The following is a 17591-nucleotide window of genomic DNA, read 5'->3' on the forward strand; positions in this document are numbered from 1 at the left end:
CGTCTGGACCAAGAAAAAGGTCCGTCAACGCCGTTTCAAAGGCCGCCGTATCACTCAGCTCTGATTCCGGGTACTAGAGAATGGCGGGCTAGCCACTCCAGCGCCTGGCGGGCTATCTCCGCGGCATGCTTTGGATCTGCCGATGCCGAAAGCAGCGCTACTATGAGCCATCTGGAGTTTGGCAGCATAACCAGAGAAAACGCGGCGTCGTGCGTCGCCCTCAAGAATGGCTCTGGAGATCGCTTCGCCATCGCCTCGAACGCCGGATAAAGATCATCGGATACATTCTGCAAGCCGACGAAATATTTTGCCAACGCCGCCTGCACCTCGATGGGGCAACCTTCCTGAAGAAAGGAAATCTGCAACGCTGCGAAGACCACATCGGAGGTCTCCGAAAGGGCACTGATGGGCTCCATCACCTCGGCTAGTTTGGCCTCGGGGTCTCGATTGGCCCGCAGCTCCTTGCGAAGAACGCTCGTCAAAGCCAGGCCGAGCGCCAAGGGAAGTCCTTCCTTCCGCACGGCGTACAGATCGCTTTCGCCTTCCACCGGCTCGAAGAAGCGGCTCCTCGAAACCGCGTTGAGTTCCTTTCCCAGGTCGAAGATCGTGAGATCGTCATGATTCTGGCTTTTCAGCCGCTCAAGCATCTCTTCGGCATGCGACTTGAGCGTCTTCGCGAAATCAAGCGCTGAGCCGGCGCTTGTAGGGTCAGCATCGTGCCGACGGAGGTGCTCGAACAGCAGTCGGCCGACGGTCAATTCGTCGACACGTTCGATTTCCCTGGCGTCGAGAAGCTCGACAGCGATCCCTAGAATCCTAGGATTCCGCAAAAACCCGAAAACCTCGGCCGCCAAGACATCCGACCTGATTCCCCTGGCCTCAAGAATCCCCTTGAGCTCGGCCTCCGACCAATCAGCGACTATCACGCGCTCCAATGGCGTCGTCACTGTCCAGCGTATCTGGGAATGATGCCAATTGTTCGTCGTGACGATCAACCGGCCGCCGATCTCCTCCAGAAAGCCAGCCATCGCATCGATCCAACGGGCCCAAGGAAAGCTAATCGCCTGGTTAAGCCCATCGACCCAGACCACGAGCCGCACGTGCTTCGGCGCGGGGTTCGCCCGCCATCCGTCAAAGCGCCGTTTCCAACGCTTGCGTATAGCGTCCGTCACGATCCCGCCGGTCTGCGACACAAGTTTCGATACCAGGAACTCCTCGAGGTTATTTATGGCCTCCGGCATCGACAGGTCGCTCGCCATGAAGGCCGCGAGCAACGGCGTGGGTTGGCTGGCGCTCCATCCCTTCGCAACGAGCCAGGATTTGCCGGTCCCCTCGTCTCCCAGAACGAGGACAACCCGGTTATCGGGAGGACCGGAAATCGCGGTCTGAATCCGCTGCACGAGCGCCGGTCGCTCGGCCCAAGCAAGCCCGGACTTGTCCATCGGCGCGAGCGGCTGCCCAAACAGCCTTCGCGCCTCCCGACGGTCCGAGAACGCCTTGACGAGAGCCGCCTGATTGGCGGCCTTCGCCAAGCCGAGCCCGACCGCTCCATCGCGAACCATCGACCTCAGATTGGTCGACATGTCGGCGAACTGGCTGTCAGCAGCGACGGCATCGAGATCGTCTCGAATGCCGGTCACAGTGGAGGGATCTTGCGAATGATCCAGCACGAACCGCTCGACCCGCGGCGCGGCCATGGCAAGCAGCACCGCAAGCGGCGGCAGTGTGCCCGGAGGCCAATCGAGAATCAGGCAGCCTATCCCGATCGCGGCGAGCGAACCCCGATACTTGTCCGCGTGCTGGGAGTTCACCGGGCTGGTCGCGCACAGAATCCAGGTATCGACCTGCCCCTTGTCGTCGTTCGCAAGGTCGACGATCTTGCCGGACACGGCGGCTTGGGGAACCGCATCTTCGTACAGCTTCGCCTCGAAGTAAGTCGCCCCCTCGTCGAAGGCCGAGTCGCCGTCACGGCCCCGTTGTGATCCGCTGGACGCAACGCGAAACGGCTGTCCGCACACTTCGGACAGAACTGTCGCGAGCAATCCTTCGAAGCCATCCGTGCCGCTGTCCTTAAGCGTCTGGAGCGCCGTCTTCAGTGCAGCAAGATGGGACTCTGTCCTAGCATCCATTTAGGTTAGATAGGCAGGATGACGGGTATCCGCCAGGGAAACGGGCCAGATGTTCGCCGGTGGACCGGCCTTTTGACGCCTAGCCAAAGCGACACCGCCTAGAATAGCGTGTGGTATGACCAAGTCCAACAAACCCTCTGCCGAGGCGTTGCGCTCATCATTGGCGGCGGCCCGGGCGTCAGCTCAAGCTGCGCTCGCCTGTTCTCAAACAGCGGCATGCGCGTCGCCATCGCAGCCCGCAATCCCGATAAAGCCGCTCTTGAGGCTCTCGAGAAGGAGCACGGTGTGCGCCGGTATGGTTGCGACGCCACGGACCCTGTCTCGATCGAACGTCTTTTCGAAAAGGTCGCCGGCGACATCGGAGCGCCGAGACTTGTCGTGCATAACATCGACGGCCGCGTACCCGGTATTTTCCGCAAAACCATCGTCGAGGCCGACCCGGCTATGGTATTCGAAACCGTCCGCATTGCTTCCGCCTTCCTCCGGAATGAACGGTTGTTCACCGCCGATCATCATTTCAAGTCGATCAGGTACCTTCGGGGTGCCCCACCCTTCGCGCTGTCGAAGAGAACCAGAAGATCGAGCGTGGTCGGAGCTTGCGCCAAGATTTGCAACGCTTCCGCCTTTCCGCCGTCGGGTACATCGACGAGTTCGGCGATCGGCGTCGCCGTCTTGCTCGCTGGCTCCACGGCGTACAAGGCGAAGGAAAAGTCGTCCGATTGCGCTGGACCACCGAGGGCGAGAAGCCGGCCGTCCGCCATGACGGCGAGATCTCGGATCCCTCGGCCCCCCAGATCGAGATCGATTTCGCGGATATCGGCCTGCGCAACGGGGCGAGAGGCATCGAATAGCCAATCGCGGTCGACGGCGACCAGATAGGCCTTCTTTCCGATAACCGGTGCCCGCAAGCCCACATAGAGCTTGCCGCCGGCGACGGCCAGTCCTTCGATGTTGAGGCCGTTCTTGGTCATTAGATCCAGCGCATAGTGGTCCTTGAGAGTCGGCGACGCGAGAAGCGCCTCCGAAAGGCGGTAACTCGTGGATTTTGGTCCAATCGTATCGACGTTGTTGGGCGCGCCAGAGGCGGTTCTGACGACGTCAATCGGGACACGCGCCAAAATGAAAGACGAGGTTCGGAATTTGTTACTATTGCGCGAGCAACCGTGGGAGCCGACGACATAGAAGAACTTGTCGTCGAGAGCGACAGCCTCTCCGTCCAGATCCTTGAAGTCGTCCTTCCCCGCCGAGCACTTCACGACTTTCGGGTCGATGCCTGGCTCGGTCCCAGCAATATCAACCGGCGCGTGAGCCTTGCCTATCAGCCTGATCTTGGCTTGGCCCGTGAGCGTCGATGCTTCGACCGTCGCCACTTGCGCCAGGCGCCCTTGATCGTCGATGACTACGCAAGTCCGTTTTCCGCCTTGCGGCTCCAGGCAACTGATACCGCTTATGTCGTTGCTTGGTTTTCCTTTGTCGTCGGTCAGCGGAACAGCGACCTGGAGGGCGGACGATCTGACCGAAGTCGCTCGTAGGGAGAATGGCACCACCGTCGCTATGACGGCCAAGGCGGCTAAGGCATTCCTTCGAATGATCTTCGACATAACAGTCTCAAACAATCGGACGCAAAGATGAAAGCCGAAGTATGTACGCAATCTTGGCGTGAGTAAACTAGATACTTCACCTCGTCGAGCTTGCGGGATACCATTGCGACCTCGATGCTGGCACTACCACCACGGACCGGAGGACAAGAGTGCGGCTGTTATTACCCATAAATCGCTCTGGTTGGAGCGGCGCCATCGCTTCAAGCCGCCGCGGCTGACAGCCGCAACGATGTCGCGAATGCGATCGTGATGGTGGCCGTGCGCGGAAAGGCGGCCAACGGGACCGCCGTCGAGCGCAACGGGACTGGGTTCGTCGTCGGTACAACCAGAAGCGTAATAACCGCAAATCACGTCGTCGCGGCTCCGCCCGAAGGATGGGCGAAACCGACTTTGGCTTAGCCGACTTCACCGTCGTCATAAGGTTCAGAGACCAACAAACCGGGCTATTGACCGAAGTCAGGCGAGCGAACGTTCAAAAGAGCGTCCCTGACGTGGATACCGCCCTGCTCGAATTTGAGGGTTTGGCGCGGCGAGGACTGAGTACCTGTCCGGATGCCGACGTCGACCAAGTTGGCACGCAATTGAATGTGGCAGGTATCTCCAATACTGAGGGCGGATACGTCCCGCGCCTCGAATTGAACGTGGGCGTCCTGAATGAAGGACAACCGCAGGATCGGAAGCTCCGGCGATTATCTGCTCAGACTAGGCCTGGCTTTAGCGGCGGCCCTGTATTTCTCGTCGAGAAACAGGATGAGTGGCATCTGGTCGGCGTGCTAAAGGGAGGCCAATCCTTCGGCGTTAGCCCAGAGAGCTACTTCACGTCGGTACGGGAGCTGAGAAGCTTCGTTCTCGGGGCTTGCGCGGTCGCTTGCCGCGATCCGAGCCATGGTGTTGAGCGCTACGATCGCGACATCCTCGGCCCACGCAATGAATCCGACTGGCTCAGAGGCGGATCAACCAGCGAAGGCTACTGCGGGGCTCTCAGGTCATCCGAGATGAATTCTCATCCTGGCGAGGACGTGTCGATCGAGGACCACGGCAAGCTAGACGAGCGATTTTTCACCGGGATGAGAGGCGGCGCCGCCATCGTTCGCGAAGCGCAGTACAAATTCTATTGCCAGTTACGATACCGTTCCGGACCGACGTTCAAACTCGCACTGACGGACAAATGTCCACTTCCACCCAATCCTGAAAAACTGCCCAATTGATCGCTATGTTGAGAGTCGTCACGATCTTGATTGCCTGCCTTTGGTTAGGTGACTGTCACGCGGCAGGCAACCGAAACACTCAGCCGCACGCGCCTCCGCCCCGTCCCCTGATCGTCATCCCCGGGATCGCGGGGTCGGAATTGTGGATCGATGGCAAGCTCGTCTGGGGGACGCTCGACGGACTCCGGCACCTGGAAAATCTCCGCATCGTGGACGGCCCCCGAAAGATATCGGCGGCCGACACATGCGACCCCGGCAATTCGGATGCCACCTACAGAGCAACTTGCGGCACACTAAATCAATTCATCGCTTTGGGGCCCTTGAAGGTCGACGTATACGAGCCGCTCTGGCAATACCTACGATCTCTCGGTTATTCGCGCTCGGGTGAGCATAGAAACCTCTTTCTGTTCCCCTACGACTGGCGCCGCAGCAATTTCGACACCGCAGCCGACCTCGATGCCTTCATCAAGAGCAGACCTGAGCTGGCGGGCAAAGAAATCGACATCCTCGCGCACAGTATGGGCGGATTGGTATCCCTAATCTACACCACCCAATACGATGCACCGTCGGGGCCGGACGGCAAATGCGACTTCCCGAGGAATTGTCGCGTGAAGACCGTCATCACCATGGGAACGCCTTTTTGGGGATCGGTCACCGCCGTCGCAACTCCTTTTTTAGGATGGGGCCGCGCCTCGCGCTGGCTAATAGGCGGCACCGACACCATCATACGGACGCTGATGTCCTGGCCCTCGCTCTACGAGTTGCTGCCTACCTACGAAAACTGCTGCGTGTCCACGGACGGCCCAAAACCCCGTTCGCTAGATTTACTCGATCCCGCCGATTTCTCCGCCCTGCCGCTCGATCTCGCAAGGCACGATATCTCAATCGAGCATGCCACCGACGCCTTGAAAGCCGCTGCCAAACTCAGGAAGATCGTCGAGGGTGGTTTCCCGAAACATATCCGCAACGCTACCACGTGTACCGGCTTGCCCGCTGAAGGCCTTTTCATCGTTGCCGGAGATCGAAACGGCACCCGCCAAAGCGTCACCATCGGAACAGGAAAGATGCTCTACGTCGAACGGCGTGGCGACGGAACTGTCACCCTGCGGAGCGCTACTTTTGGCAACCCGGGTGGTGGCTTTCTCTCCTTCATGCCTCACATGAGCATCTTCAACGACGAGAACGCTCAAGCAAAGCTTGAAACCATTCTGTTCCGGTGCGAGATGGGCTTCAACGACTTCAACGGCAATGTTCCGACAGTCGAAGTCGGCCGCCAGTTAGGAATTTCCGCGAGATTCCCGATCGAATTCGTGTCCGTCGAACTCGTCGAAGACAATAGCGTGCCGGATGGCTTCGCCGCTACGGGTATACTTTCGCTCGCGGCTCCCGACGATGCGGTCGCCCCGGTGGCCTTGCTTTCGGTCAAACTCAATGGAGCGGAAATCAAACGAACGGAAATCAGGTCCACCGCGCGACGTTTGGACGGATCCATGACAAGATTCGAATATGCCGTCGGTTCAATCAAAATAGAAGGAGAAGGCCGAGTCGACGTCGAGCTGACGTTTGGAAATTCCGGACCGACTGCGACGGACCACATTACCTTGCTGGCCAAACCCTAGATTTTACCGGTCGCCCCCCGTCTCAGCCGGTCCGATAGCCTAGCGTGGCGCCCAACCAGGTAAGTACGTGAAATGGCGTAAGGAACTGAAGGATCACGAGAGCGAGCGTGATTATAAGCACATATGCCGCCGCCGCTCGCAAGACACGCTGCCCCAACGGCAGGTACGGCGGCCTATCGTTCGGAGGCCAGGCAAATTGCTCTTCCCAAGCCTGTTGAGGAATATGTCGCGGCCGGATCTTCTCAAGGGGCAACCACGCGCGGTACGCTGCGACGCCACGTGACCTGGCTATCAGATTCCTCGACCACAAAAAGTTCATCCGGCCCGCGTAATCGATTAGAGATCGCATCACCGCGCCGCAAATTAACAGCATCAGCCAAAAAGCCAGGTACACATAGGCGATCATAAAGCCGAATGTCAGCCATGACTTCGTGAATGATTTGACGGTGAAAACAGCCGAAACCGACCGAACTGTCTCATCTACAAGCCTGTCTAGGCCACCGAAAATCTGGCCAAAGAGAGAGCTATCATCGGCGGCCTGCAGCACAAAGATTACAAAGATCACCACGGCGAATTGAACGAGAGGAAACCGCGTGACCGCTCGAATGGGAGCGAGAAGCGTCTTTATCATCTCCGGGGTCCCTCTCGATGGCGCGCGGATATCCGTACATTCCGTACGACGTTACATGTATCCGCCGACCGGCATGTAGCGCGATCGCTGAATCGCTCGAAAGATTCAGGGCATTGCGAATAACATTGTCGAGTTGCCGATAAGAAACTCTCGTCGCGTGGGAATCGAGATGAGAAATGGTAAGATCGGTGCCCTCGAGCGCGGCCGATGCGTCAACGTCCAGTTTCACCAGTTCGGCTACTATCGCGCCAATTGAGTGCGACGAGTGGATTTGGTCCTCAAAGCCAGGAAATGATCGCGAGACGATCTCACCGTCCGGACGATTACCCGCTCTGACCATAGTATGGCCTCGCATCGAAACAGACTCTTCTATTGATTTCCTTGCCCCTTAATTCGGGACGCGGCTAGAGATTGCCCACGACAAACACAGAGTATTTCGTAGCATTTTCGGTCAGCCGCCTCCCATACGATAATCCGGATTTTAGAACGCAGAAAGGTCGCCGATCGGCCTTCTACGGTCATCGTTCCGCGGCTGCTCCAATACTCGGAATGATTGGACCCGACGGTCCGAGCCGATGGTCCGCCTTGTTCTGTCTCTCCGCGCGCCCGACCTTACCGCACGCCTCACCTGAAGCAGCGCGCTCGCGTAGGAGGAACCGAGGCCGTGCGCGGGGAACAGGCGTGCCGTCTCGCGCAAGAGCGATTTGCCGCGGGCGTCCCCGTCATGGCACGACAACATTGGGATCGGCAGCCATCACGGTGTCGACGAATTTGGCGGGGTCGACCTGCTTGCTCTTCGCCCAAGCGACGAGGTTCAGCGGACGATAGGTCTCGTCAGCGCGCCAGCGGGCGAATACCGATCCGTCGATCGTCTCATTGATGCGCGATGTCATCGCCGCCGTCCCCTTCTCCGGGGTGGCTCCAGCGGAGCGATAGAACCGCTTCGAGAAGAAGTGATAGATCCCCTTTCCGAACTCTGCGTATGAGTCGTTGTTGGCGGCGCGATCTGTGCCGTGTCGAGGTCGACCGCGTCCTGTAGACCAGTCCCAGCGCTCCGGCCTTATCCATCAACCAAACCAAGGGCCGCTGCGACAACGGATCGCTCGCGTATCCACCGCCAACGTTCGCGTGGCAACCCACGAACCAGCACTGCTCGACGTTCCCGACCGGCCGATCGGGAGCGCCCACCTCTCCTGTCTTCACGGTCCGCGTCCAGAACGTCGCCTCGAAGTCCTCGCGGTGTTCGTCGAGTGCCAACGCGTGAAACGCATATTCGTTGTCGAGGCGCAGGTGCGTGTCGAGGAAACGGTACTTGTGGACTTTGGCTTCGGCGCTACCGTGCGGGATGCCCATCGAGCCGACGGTGTCCCAAACGCCAACAAACTTGATCTTGGTCGGCCTCGAGTACTTCGTCAGCCATCTCTCCTCGAGGGAGGCGTCCTGCGGTAGCGGCTTTCCGAGCAACGACCCGATGGTCGGCGCCACATACAGCCGATACCGCGCGTAAAGCTGTTCTATCGAAAGCGGCGCACCTAGTTTCAGGATCCCGCATTTGCTGATCAGGCCGGAAAGGCTTCTAGCCGTATACGCTCCGCGGCTGAAACCGAAGATGAATATCTCGTCGCCGTCGTCGAAGTTCTGGATCAGCCAAGTGTAGGCTTCGATGATCTCGTTGTCGATGCCATAGCCTGCGACGCCGTCGCGAAAGACCTCGCCGCGAATCGTGCCGACGCCTTGGCTGTAATAAACCCGCTGGTCCGCCGTCTCGGATGTGAGGGAGCGCAAGCGCCACACGTTGGTGTTGTTGTTGAGCGTGTTGAACGTTCCGTCAAGAAAGATGGCAAGTCTTTTCAACGCAGCCTCCATTTCGTTGGCCTCGCAGCGAAGTTTGAGGCCAGCAACCGACGGATGACGTCGGGTTGAACCTGTGCCGCCAAGACGGTGACCCGGACGCGGTCGAACGCTCGCCTGCGCCCCGACACTGCCGCGTAGCCATCAGACGTTTCGCCCAAGCCGTATGATGTGCTCGCGCAGTTCGTTGCAGGCGGAGGCCATGCTTGGGGCCGGGTCCTTCGGGTCGTAACGATAGCTAATCGTCGTGACGCCGGCGAGATCGCTCGGCAACTTGACGCGTGTCGCCCGTGGCTCCATCAGGATAGCGCGGCTTCGACCCAGGCGTCCCATAAAGAACCCGAGCTCGAAGACGACGTTGTCGCGCGGCGTCGGCCAGTCCACATCTCGCACTTCGGTCCGATCGTCGGGATGGGCGATGGCCACGGCGAAGTCGGAGCGGTCGAGTTCGTTTTCCAAGGATTCGAGCGTGTAGTTCGTGACCCGGAAGACGCCGTCGGCCCAGACGACGGTAGCGAACGGATCATGTGCGAAGGCGTTTTGAATCGCTCGGGCGACCGGCAGGGCCTCGGCCGACGAGATGACGAAGACGCGGATCTTCTCATTGGGCTCTCTGATGAATACGTTCCGCTGCTCGAGACGCCTCGCCACCTCTTGGGCGACGCGACGCCAGATTTCCGGGAAGTGCGTGGCGATCTCCGAGAACTTCGGCTCCTCGATCTTCAACACCACCGCGTCCTCGTCGCAGACGACAGTGGCCGAGCGCTTCTGGATCGGCGACACGGTCGCCATCTCGCCTATCGAATCGCCGCTGAAGCGGCGAGCGACCTGCTTGCCGTTAACGACTACGCGGAACGCGCCGGCGACCACCAGGTAGATGTCGTTGTCTGTACCGTTCTGCTCCACCAGCGTTTGGTCCTTGACGACGGCTTCGAGGACCCCGCTGTCGGCCAGCGCTTCCGCGGCACCGGCGATCCCGACCGCGATCTTCTGCTTTCGCAGTTCCTCGATCAGAAGGACATGCCCCCGTTCGCCGTGAAATCTGTTGATCATCACGCGGCTTCCTTCCGCAGCGGACAGTCGTCCATGGTTCCGCAGCATTCGATACCCAGCGCGGTGTAGGCTGCATAAAAATCCTCCTCCGCCCGTTTCCAGCCGTGCAATGCGACAGTGAGATCCGTGAGCGAGGCCTCATGGTCGTCGCAAGAGCACGCCGGAAGGCCAAGCCGTGCTGCATCATCGCATTTGCAGCGGGCCCGCTTGGTCATCAGGCGGGAATCCCGTTCCGAGACCGTGACCAGACGAACGCCGTCGCGCAGAAGACGTATCCGTGGCTGGCCCGCGACCGACTTGCGCTGCGTGCTGAGACGCAGCTCGTCCAGATGCTTTCTGAATCGGGGGCCGAGCTCGGAGGCGGCACGCTCCGCCACGGCTTGGTGCCGCGCGGCACTCATTCCGTGCGCTCTGGCTTCGGATTTGGCCGGCCATTGCCGCCGCGCCGCAGCGACCCGCTGCCTGCGCAAGAACACGAGGAGCTTGCCGAACCAGACCGAAGCCGAATCCGCATCCGTGACGGAGAGAGGTTCGGCTTCCTCCCAGTACAGGCAGAAGGTGCCGTCGCAACTAATGTGGCGTTCGGGACAACACGCAGGCAACAGCGTCGGCGTGACTTCGCGCACCACGGCGGCATAACCGACTCCCTCGATCCTCAGCCTGTAGGTCGGCCCGGGCGCCCCGGAGACGGTCGGCGGGGCGACGTCCAGGATGGCATGGTTGCGCTCAAGCACGATCGGCTGCGCATGATGCGCAGCCGACACACCGCTGATGATTTCAAATGGGCTCGGTGGCATTCACGGCATTTCGCTGAAGGGGCGGAACGGCTGTTCGACCGCCTTGGCCATTGCGGGAGCCGCCACCGCGTACGCAGCGATCGCGGCGTCCTTTGCGACCTTGTCGCCCTCCGCTTCGAGCGAGTCCACGGCCGTGTCGTAGTCGAGGCTGGAGAGCTTGCGCGTCTTGCCGAAGAGCTTCCTGACCGCGTCGCTGCCGGCGTCGTATGCCGACTGACCGATCGCGGTCTCGATGCCGTTGCAACGACACTGCTCCTGCTCCGAGGCGAGAACGCCGCGGCTCACCGAGCAACGGACGCGATCGCCCTGCATGCCGAGACGCGTCACGGTCATCGGGCCAAATTCGTAGCCGATCGCCAAGCCGAGCCCGGCGACGCCGACCTTGTTCGCCTTCAGACGCTCGAGGGCGAGGTCGAAGCTGCTCCTCAACGCACCCGCGCACAGCGTCGCGGCCGAAATGGTATCCTCCTCGTAAGTGGTATGAGCCGTTCCCTCCATCAGAAGGGCGTGGATGCAGTCACCAATGAAGCGAATCCTACGGCCACCGAAGTCGGAGGCGACGACCCGGTCGAGTTCCGACCGGATGACGTGGAAGCAGCGCACGACGTCGGCAGCCTTCTTGTCGATGTTGTCGGCGACGTATTTGGTGAACCCGTCGAGATCGGCGTAGACCGACACGGCCTCCATCCGGCGGGAGTTGCCGGGCGTGAGGACCGAGATGTCTAAGCTGCGCAGCGGCGGCGTCGGACGCGAGAAGTCGAACGAGCCGATCGGGTTGTCGTTGTTGTCCTGACGCCATTCCTTGACTATTGCGTCCTTGCCGACCTCGAGCTTGGCGACATCCTGACAAAAGGCGATCTGGTCCGCCGTGAGCGGCGTCGTTCCCTCCTTGCCGTCCTCAGCCTGTTCGAGACCTGCCGCCTGGCGGGCCCCATTCGTGAGGTAGATGCCCTCAGCCCGCCAGTTGGATGCCAGCTTGGCGGCGAGGTTCGCCGCCGACCCCAGGAACAGCGGCTCGCGGTTGCCGTTGCGCCCGTTGTTGACGGCCAGCGTCAAACCACTGTCGATGCCGATTCTGACCTTCGCATTGGGAATGTCCTCGTCGTCGTCTCCGGTCTCGGCGAGCACGTCGATATGAGCTTGCCGATCGCGACCGCACGACAAACCCGCTTCTTCGCCTCGTCGGTCCCATATGGCTTTGCGACCAGGGAATGAAGACGCTGGTTGTGAAAGTCCACCCGACGTGCGTCGCAGCGCGACAGGATCCTATGGACCGCGCGCTGGTGGAGGTTGAGGAAGCGCAACGTTCGCTTATGGCAGCGCTCGCCCTCCTTCTCGGTCGTGGCGAGGATGTCGCCCATGTTGAGAATGTCGGCGTAGAGATGGACGCTGTCGACCCGATAGGCCTTGTTGGTCGGGATCGACTCCAGCGACATTTCTCGCTTGTAATCGACGATCTCGACCGTCTTGACCTCTTCGAAGCGCTTGTCGATCGCCTCCTTCGCGCGGTCATATTTCCAGGAATTGCTCACGAGAAAACTCCAGTTTGTCGTAAGCACTGGGTCCCTGACCACAGTGCCGGGTTAGGTCATCCGACCCGCGGCTCCAGCCGACTCCATCACGAAAACGTTCGGTATATCGAACACACCTATTGTTCGCTTGTCAAGCACGTTCCCGTACGGTATATCGAACACAAACTAACTCATTGCATAGGCTGGAGAATTGCCGCGAATGCCCGCTTCGCTCCGCGAGAAGCTGAAAGAACTCCGTAAGAAGAAGGGCTACTCGCTGGACGAGTTGGCCAAGCTCAGCGGCGCCAGCAAAAGCTACTTGTGGGAGCTCGAGAACCGCAGCGAGCGCAAGCCATCGGCCGAAAAACTTATCGACATTGCAAGGGTGCTCGACACGACCACCGACTACCTGGTCGATGACAAGGCGGGCTTCGACGATCAGCAGGTCAAAGAAGCCTTCTTCCGCAAATTCAACAATCTCGATGACGACACCAAGGGGCGGGTGATGGACATGATCGACACTTGGAGCCGGAAGAAATGAAGATGCCGACGACGTGGGAAGGTTGGGCCTCCCGGGTTTCGCTTTATGTCCGCGAAGGTAAGAAGCTGCTGGGCGAGCCCCGTTTTCCTATCAGGATCTCCGAAATCGCCCAGGACTATTCTCGGAATGTTTTTCCAGGCGATCCCATCGTGCACGTCGAGGGCAAGAACTTCGCTGGGAAGTTCGAGGGTGCTCTCGTTCCCAACGACGACAAAGAGTGGGCGATCTTCTACGACACCGGCCACACATCGAAAGGACGCATCAACTTCACGATGGCCCACGAGCTGGGGCATTATCTCGCGCACCGTCATCTCTCCGGCGAGCCTTTTTACTGTTCGCGGCGCGACATGTGGTCGTGGAATTCCGAGTATGGCCGCATAGAGGCGGAGGCCAATAGCTTTGCTGCCTTCGTACTGATGCCTCCCGACGACTTCCGAGAGCAGACGCGCGACTTCATCAAGCCGACGTTGGCCCAGTTCGAAACGTTGCGAGACCGCTATGAAGTTTCACTCACGGCAGTCGTCCTCAACTGGCTAAAGGCGACGAAGCGTCGGGCCATGCTGGTGGTCAGCAAAGATGGTTTCGTCGACTGGTCTCGGGGCAGTGACGCGCTATTCAGGTCGGGGGTGTTTTTCAAAGCCAAACAGATAACAACACCGGTCCCCGAGCACTCGCTCGCAGCTCTCGGTATCGCCGCAGGCGTGACTGAAATTCAGCATCCGGCGGGCGTGTGGAATGCGCGCGAGCCCGTGCTAGAGTCCGTCGTATTCTCCGAATACCACGACATGACTTTGTCGCTGCTCATCTTCCCTTCTCACGGTCCTGCGCTAGGGCTGTCCAGTCCGGAAGACGATCAGCTAATGGATACTTTCGACGCATTCCGCAGGTAACCGAGAGCAGCGCCTTCGGCTCGGCCCGTCGCGACCTTCAAACCTTCGCTTCAAGGCGTGCGAAAAGCCCCCCGTTGCCGACAATAGTAGTTCGCTCTTGCATGGGCCTTCGCCAACAACCTACGAAGCTCCCCTCGGCCTCACGCGAGCGCAGACCGAGCGCAAGGCCATGACCAAGCCACTCGCTTATCTCCGCGGTCGCAATCGACGAAGAGAGCTCCCCAATTGGTTTTGTGACCCAGCGCGCAAGGGAAGCTTGCGCTCTCACGAAGATCGCCCAACCTATTGATTTCCCTGAAAGATTGGTGGGCGCACCAGGGCTCGAACCTGGGACCCGCTGATTAAGAGACGCCTGTGTTTGGATGATCGCATCAATGCGCCCGATCGCCTTTATTTGGTCCGCGATGCCTTTCGTCTCGGCGCCGCTCTCCAGGTCTCGACCCCAACACGTTCGGAGCACGACGCGAGCTCTCCGGGCTGCGGCGCGGTCTTCCGATCGCGCGTGCAGCTCCAATCGATGTCCCTGATCGAGTAGCGACTGCGCCACCGCCCGGCCGAGACCATCCATGCTTCCAGTAATGAATACGATCGCCATGCGCTGCACCTCCGGATGTTTTGGAGCGCACTCTACAGCACCGACGCATCACTTCCGATACCGCTCGTCGCTGATCTTTTCCAACCCGTCAACGTTCGTTCTGGCGGTGGATGGCGAGGCTATTTCGGCCACGTACCAAAAATTGTCCCGTATCCAGAACCCAATCATGCCCATGGCCAAAATTCTTCGGTTGGAAATCAGACGTCCCGTGTTGAGGGGGCAGAGAGGTTACAAATCGCAAGGATTTGCCAACCATAGATGCTTTCCGAGCCGGCCGCTAACCAATCGAAAATCGATCCGCCTCATGTTCGCGTCGCGAAGCTGAATGGGAAAAATCAAACATGACAGGATCGGCAATTCTGGAAAACGTGCGTCGCTACCGCGCAATAGCTTCGCTGTGCCGTCAAGCTGCAGCATTCCGCCCAGTCCAACGAATCTCGTTGCTGACACAGGCCGACGAATGGGAGCAAAGAGCGGTTGGTGAGCTCGAAGAATACTTTGACGCTCAAGACTCTCCGGTACCCGCTCAGCTCTCAAGCAGCGTCAATTGACCGAGAGCTTAGTGCGAAAGCGAATACGTTTGGCGCGTCAGCGGACAATGTCGCCTAGGTGCTTGACTATTGTCCCACGAGTTAGTCGCGCGGGTCGTCATCGCGCGCAGCGAGATCAGCCCCGACCACCCGGCTTTGTGGGTGGTTGCAAGGCGCTTCCTGGCCTCAATCCCTCAATGAGCGCCAAATTCTTGCTCGCGATAATCGAACTCTTTGCTGCGACATCGCGGTTGACATCACGAATATGATCAGTGTCGGTTAGTACCGGCGCTGGCAAGTCCGCCCGCCCCAATGCAAATCATCGGGGCGTAAAGGCTAACCATATTTCCACCGAGCTGTCGTGGAGATCAGTCGACCATTGGACGTCTTAATGACAGAGCCGCCGATGATGTATTCGGAATTGCTTGGAGCCTCACCTCGGCACGGCCACGTACTTGTCCGGCGTCAAACACAAGCAGACATCAAGCGGCGGTTTGATGTCGAACATCTCCGCTCCGTTACTGAAGTCGAAGATTCTCCGGACGCGGTAGGCCCGCTGGGTTATGCGCAGCCGTCTCAACCTGGTTACGGGACAGCCAGACGCGCGTGCGAGCGTGCCTGTTGGTGGTCTTGATTTCGAACAGCCGCTCCTCGCCGTTGTCTGGCGCAAAGGATCTGATGTCGTAACCCCGATGGTCCTCGCCGCGATCCGCGGGCCAATCCATCTTCTTGGCCAGGTCGCGCCGGCCGGCTTGACACAGCCGGTCGTACTCGAACTTGAACACCATCTCCTCGCCAGCGCGCCTCAGGGAGCGGTTGTGTTCGTCTCTGGCTGCCGGATCGTACTTGCCAACTAGGCGCTGCAGCGCCGGCCGGTCATCCTGCGCGTCCGAATTCGGAAAACGCCGGTGGCGGGACCAGAACCGGCCTCCAGCCGACGTGAAAGGCGGCTTCACCGACACAGTCGATCACTTCGGATGCTGCCCTAACTGGGCCTCAACGGCCTCCACCAGGGAATCCTGGTAGTTGGCCGGAGCAGCCCCGGGGATCCGGGCGATCCCGGGCTCCTCCAGGACGGCCGACACGTTGCCGAGCTTCCATTTCGATCGCCTTTTCGGATCGCCCCACCTCCGGCGATAGCCGCCGGTACAGATCGGCCATGTTGATTTTCGGCTATCCGGATTACGGTGTGGGGATGTTGGAAAAAATCGGATTATCCGCAGAGGGAGGAATGGAGGCGCCGCGCCAGCCGCGCTCATCCTTAGGTTTCCCGGGGCCCGGCGCGTGAGCACCGCGATCACCCTTGAAAAATGCCATCAAGAGCTCTACTTTGATATCATCGCAATCAATCTCCGGAGGACGCTATCATGGCCGCTGTCACCATCCGCAACCTCTCTGAGGAGGCGCATCGCGCCCTGAAAGTCCGTGCGGCGCAGCACAATCGCAGCGCGGAAGCGGAAATGCGCGCCATTCTGGAGGCCGCCGTGCGTCCCCAGGGCCGGCTGCGGCTAGGCACCGCCCTTTCGGAGATGAGCCGCAAGATTGGCCTCACCAATGCCGATGTCGAGGCACTTGAACATGGGCGCGACGTGCGTCCCGCTGAGCCGATGCACCTCGAGTGATACTGCTTGATACCAATGTGGTCTCCGAGGCGATGAAGCCCGAACCGCATCCATCGGTCCGCCACTGGCTCGACGCCCAAGCGGCCGAGACGGTGTTTCTTTCCAGCGTTACCGTCGCCGAACTTTTGTTCGGTATCGGCGCGCTGCCGCGCGGCAGGCGCAAGGACAGGCTGGCAGTTGCGCTCGACGGCGTGCTGGACCTTTTCACGGCCCGCATCCTGCCCTTCGATACCGCCGCGGCGCGGCGCTATGCCGAACTCGCCGTTAAGGCGCGCGCGGCCGGAAAAGGCTTCCCCACGCCCGATGGCTACATCGCCGCGATCGCCGCCGCACACGGCTTCGCGGTGGCATCGCGCGACACGAGTGCGTTCAATGCTGCCGGTCTGACGATAATCGATCCCTGGACTGCAACCAGCTAACAGGCATCCGGATGCATCGGCTGCGGATTAAACGAAGAATTGGACGTGCTCCACACCGTAATCCGAATAGCCTGATTTTCTCGCCGGCCCGCTCCCGCTCGAGCATCAGGAAATAATTGGCGACCACGATGGCGACCTGCTCGGCCGTCCAGTCAGTCCCCCTTGGCTCCTGGCACTGCGCCCTCGGCGTCCACGATTGCTTCCCCTGTCCCGGCGGGAAACAAACCAGGCCCCGGCAGATCCGCAAAACGTAAGACGGGCACTCGCCTTCCTGACGTTATCCACCCTGCTATGGACCTACCCTACCGCTAGGCCATCCGTGGGCCGAGGACTGCCGGAAGACCGGTGCCGTCGCGCCGCGCAAGTTCGGCGTCCAGTCACAGATCGACGATCATGAGGAGTTCCTACGGCAGCTCGTCGCGAAGCGGGCCTCCATCAAGCTCGATGAAGTGCACGCTGCTTTGGACCGACGCGGCACCTGTCCGGCCCACCGCGCCTCCCGGTAACTGGCCCTGAAACTAGTACCCGGAATCAGAGCTGAGTGATACGGCGGCCTTTGAAACGGCGTTGACGGACCTTTTTCTTGGTCCAGAC

General features: G+C 60.0%; 18 protein-coding genes and 1 pseudogene. 7 read left to right on the forward strand and 12 right to left on the reverse strand.

Features of this window, described 5'->3' with window-relative positions; genetic code table 11:
* Positions 1-50: 50 nt before the first annotated feature.
* From QJT82_RS43060 to QJT82_RS43070, 3 genes are all read right to left on the reverse strand, one after another.
* Positions 51-2129, reverse strand: coding sequence for a hypothetical protein (locus QJT82_RS43060; protein ID WP_209910184.1), 2079 nt, complete (start codon positions 2127-2129; stop codon positions 51-53).
* Positions 2130-2333: 204 nt separating this feature from the next.
* Positions 2334-2645 (reverse strand): hypothetical protein, encoded by a 312-nt coding sequence (locus tag QJT82_RS43065; protein WP_028343742.1) that lies wholly within the window; start codon positions 2643-2645, stop codon positions 2334-2336.
* Positions 2642-3730, reverse strand: a complete 1089-nt coding sequence (locus QJT82_RS43070; RefSeq protein WP_051003292.1) for a DUF3616 domain-containing protein — start codon at positions 3728-3730, stop codon at positions 2642-2644. The genes QJT82_RS43065 and QJT82_RS43070 overlap by 4 nt, the downstream gene beginning before the upstream one ends.
* A gap of 374 nt (positions 3731-4104) precedes the next feature.
* Here QJT82_RS43070 and QJT82_RS43075 point away from each other — a divergent pair, with 374 nt between their 5' ends.
* Together QJT82_RS43075 and QJT82_RS43080 are read left to right on the forward strand one after the other, a co-directional pair.
* Entirely contained in the window at positions 4105-4938 is an 834-nt protein-coding gene (locus QJT82_RS43075; protein WP_028343744.1) for a serine protease, read from the forward strand.
* A gap of 140 nt (positions 4939-5078) precedes the next feature.
* Positions 5079-6557, forward strand: coding sequence for a hypothetical protein (locus QJT82_RS43080; protein ID WP_157788156.1), 1479 nt, complete (start codon positions 5079-5081; stop codon positions 6555-6557).
* A 22-nt stretch (positions 6558-6579) separates the two neighbouring features.
* On the opposite strand, the gene QJT82_RS43085 is transcribed toward QJT82_RS43080, so the two are convergent.
* From QJT82_RS43085 to QJT82_RS43115, 7 genes are all read right to left on the reverse strand, one after another.
* A complete protein-coding gene (locus QJT82_RS43085; RefSeq protein WP_028343746.1) occupies positions 6580-7188 on the reverse strand; it encodes a hypothetical protein in 609 nt (202 codons plus the stop codon).
* 722 nt (positions 7189-7910) lie between these two features.
* Positions 7911-8081 carry a hypothetical protein gene (locus tag QJT82_RS43090; protein WP_202948943.1) on the reverse strand — a complete coding sequence of 57 codons (171 nt, stop codon included), beginning with the start codon at positions 8079-8081 and terminating at the stop codon, positions 7911-7913.
* Positions 8062-9042 (reverse strand): DUF2235 domain-containing protein, encoded by a 981-nt coding sequence (locus QJT82_RS43095; protein WP_202948944.1) that lies wholly within the window; start codon positions 9040-9042, stop codon positions 8062-8064. The genes QJT82_RS43090 and QJT82_RS43095 overlap by 20 nt, the downstream gene beginning before the upstream one ends.
* A 141-nt stretch (positions 9043-9183) precedes the next feature.
* Positions 9184-10092, reverse strand: a complete 909-nt coding sequence (locus QJT82_RS43100; protein ID WP_028343747.1) for a TIR domain-containing protein — start codon at positions 10090-10092, stop codon at positions 9184-9186.
* Positions 10092-10826: an E2 domain-containing protein gene (locus tag QJT82_RS43105; protein WP_259245102.1), complete on the reverse strand. Its 735-nt coding sequence runs from the start codon at positions 10824-10826 to the stop codon at positions 10092-10094. Before QJT82_RS43105 ends, QJT82_RS43100 begins: the two co-directional genes overlap by 1 nt.
* Before the next feature lie 63 nt (positions 10827-10889).
* Positions 10890-12017, reverse strand: coding sequence for a transcriptional regulator (locus QJT82_RS43110; RefSeq protein ID WP_264641764.1), 1128 nt, complete (start codon positions 12015-12017; stop codon positions 10890-10892).
* Positions 11942-12421 (reverse strand): hypothetical protein, encoded by a 480-nt coding sequence (locus QJT82_RS43115; RefSeq protein WP_264641763.1) that lies wholly within the window; start codon positions 12419-12421, stop codon positions 11942-11944. The genes QJT82_RS43110 and QJT82_RS43115 overlap by 76 nt, the downstream gene beginning before the upstream one ends.
* A gap of 199 nt (positions 12422-12620) precedes the next feature.
* Here QJT82_RS43115 and QJT82_RS43120 point away from each other — a divergent pair, with 199 nt between their 5' ends.
* Positions 12621-12941 carry a helix-turn-helix transcriptional regulator gene (locus tag QJT82_RS43120; RefSeq protein ID WP_028343749.1) on the forward strand — a complete coding sequence of 107 codons (321 nt, stop codon included), beginning with the start codon at positions 12621-12623 and terminating at the stop codon, positions 12939-12941.
* Positions 12938-13831 carry an ImmA/IrrE family metallo-endopeptidase gene (locus QJT82_RS43125; protein WP_028343750.1) on the forward strand — a complete coding sequence of 298 codons (894 nt, stop codon included), beginning with the start codon at positions 12938-12940 and terminating at the stop codon, positions 13829-13831. The genes QJT82_RS43120 and QJT82_RS43125 overlap by 4 nt, the downstream gene beginning before the upstream one ends.
* Positions 13832-14192: 361 nt before the next feature.
* Here QJT82_RS43125 and QJT82_RS43130 read toward each other — a convergent pair.
* Positions 14193-14426: pseudogene (locus tag QJT82_RS43130) on the reverse strand (SDR family NAD(P)-dependent oxidoreductase); the annotation flags it as partial.
* Positions 14427-14767: 341 nt separating this feature from the next.
* Between QJT82_RS43130 and QJT82_RS43135 the strand changes: the two are divergent.
* Entirely contained in the window at positions 14768-14977 is a 210-nt protein-coding gene (locus QJT82_RS43135) for a hypothetical protein (protein WP_080583586.1), read from the forward strand.
* A 497-nt stretch (positions 14978-15474) separates the two neighbouring features.
* Here the strand turns inward: QJT82_RS43135 and QJT82_RS43140 are convergent, their stop codons facing one another.
* Positions 15475-15918 carry a DUF3883 domain-containing protein gene (locus QJT82_RS43140; protein ID WP_080583587.1) on the reverse strand — a complete coding sequence of 148 codons (444 nt, stop codon included), beginning with the start codon at positions 15916-15918 and terminating at the stop codon, positions 15475-15477.
* A 405-nt stretch (positions 15919-16323) separates the two neighbouring features.
* Between QJT82_RS43140 and QJT82_RS43145 the strand changes: the two genes are divergently transcribed.
* A complete protein-coding gene (locus QJT82_RS43145) occupies positions 16324-16578 on the forward strand; it encodes a plasmid stabilization protein (RefSeq protein WP_016846334.1) in 255 nt (84 codons plus the stop codon).
* Entirely contained in the window at positions 16575-16997 is a 423-nt protein-coding gene (locus QJT82_RS43150; protein WP_016846333.1) for a type II toxin-antitoxin system VapC family toxin, read from the forward strand. The genes QJT82_RS43145 and QJT82_RS43150 overlap by 4 nt, the downstream gene beginning before the upstream one ends.
* Positions 16998-17591 lie beyond the last annotated feature (594 nt).

The sequence above is a fragment of the Bradyrhizobium sp. Mp19 genome (assembly GCF_029952935.1).
GTDB classification, from domain to species: Bacteria; Pseudomonadota; Alphaproteobacteria; order Rhizobiales; family Xanthobacteraceae; genus Bradyrhizobium; species Bradyrhizobium elkanii.

Bases quoted from the DNA above. Each gene is read 5' to 3' on its own strand.
- QJT82_RS43060 (WP_209910184.1), bottom strand. From the start codon at position 2,129: ATGGATGCTAGGACAGAGTCCCATCTTGCTGCACTGAAGACGGCGCTC.
- QJT82_RS43065 (WP_028343742.1), bottom strand. From the start codon at position 2,645: ATGATGATCGGCGGTGAACAACCGTTCATTCCGGAGGAAGGCGGAAGC.
- QJT82_RS43070 (WP_051003292.1), bottom strand. From the start codon at position 3,730: ATGTCGAAGATCATTCGAAGGAATGCCTTAGCCGCCTTGGCCGTCATA.
- QJT82_RS43075 (WP_028343744.1), top strand. From the start codon at position 4,105: ATGGGCGAAACCGACTTTGGCTTAGCCGACTTCACCGTCGTCATAAGG.
- QJT82_RS43085 (WP_028343746.1), bottom strand. From the start codon at position 7,188: ATGATAAAGACGCTTCTCGCTCCCATTCGAGCGGTCACGCGGTTTCCT.
- QJT82_RS43090 (WP_202948943.1), bottom strand. From the start codon at position 8,081: ATGACATCGCGCATCAATGAGACGATCGACGGATCGGTATTCGCCCGC.
- QJT82_RS43100 (WP_028343747.1), bottom strand. From the start codon at position 10,092: ATGATCAACAGATTTCACGGCGAACGGGGGCATGTCCTTCTGATCGAG.
- QJT82_RS43120 (WP_028343749.1), top strand. From the start codon at position 12,621: ATGCCCGCTTCGCTCCGCGAGAAGCTGAAAGAACTCCGTAAGAAGAAG.
- QJT82_RS43125 (WP_028343750.1), top strand. From the start codon at position 12,938: ATGAAGATGCCGACGACGTGGGAAGGTTGGGCCTCCCGGGTTTCGCTT.
- QJT82_RS43135 (WP_080583586.1), top strand. From the start codon at position 14,768: ATGACAGGATCGGCAATTCTGGAAAACGTGCGTCGCTACCGCGCAATA.
- QJT82_RS43145 (WP_016846334.1), top strand. From the start codon at position 16,324: ATGGCCGCTGTCACCATCCGCAACCTCTCTGAGGAGGCGCATCGCGCC.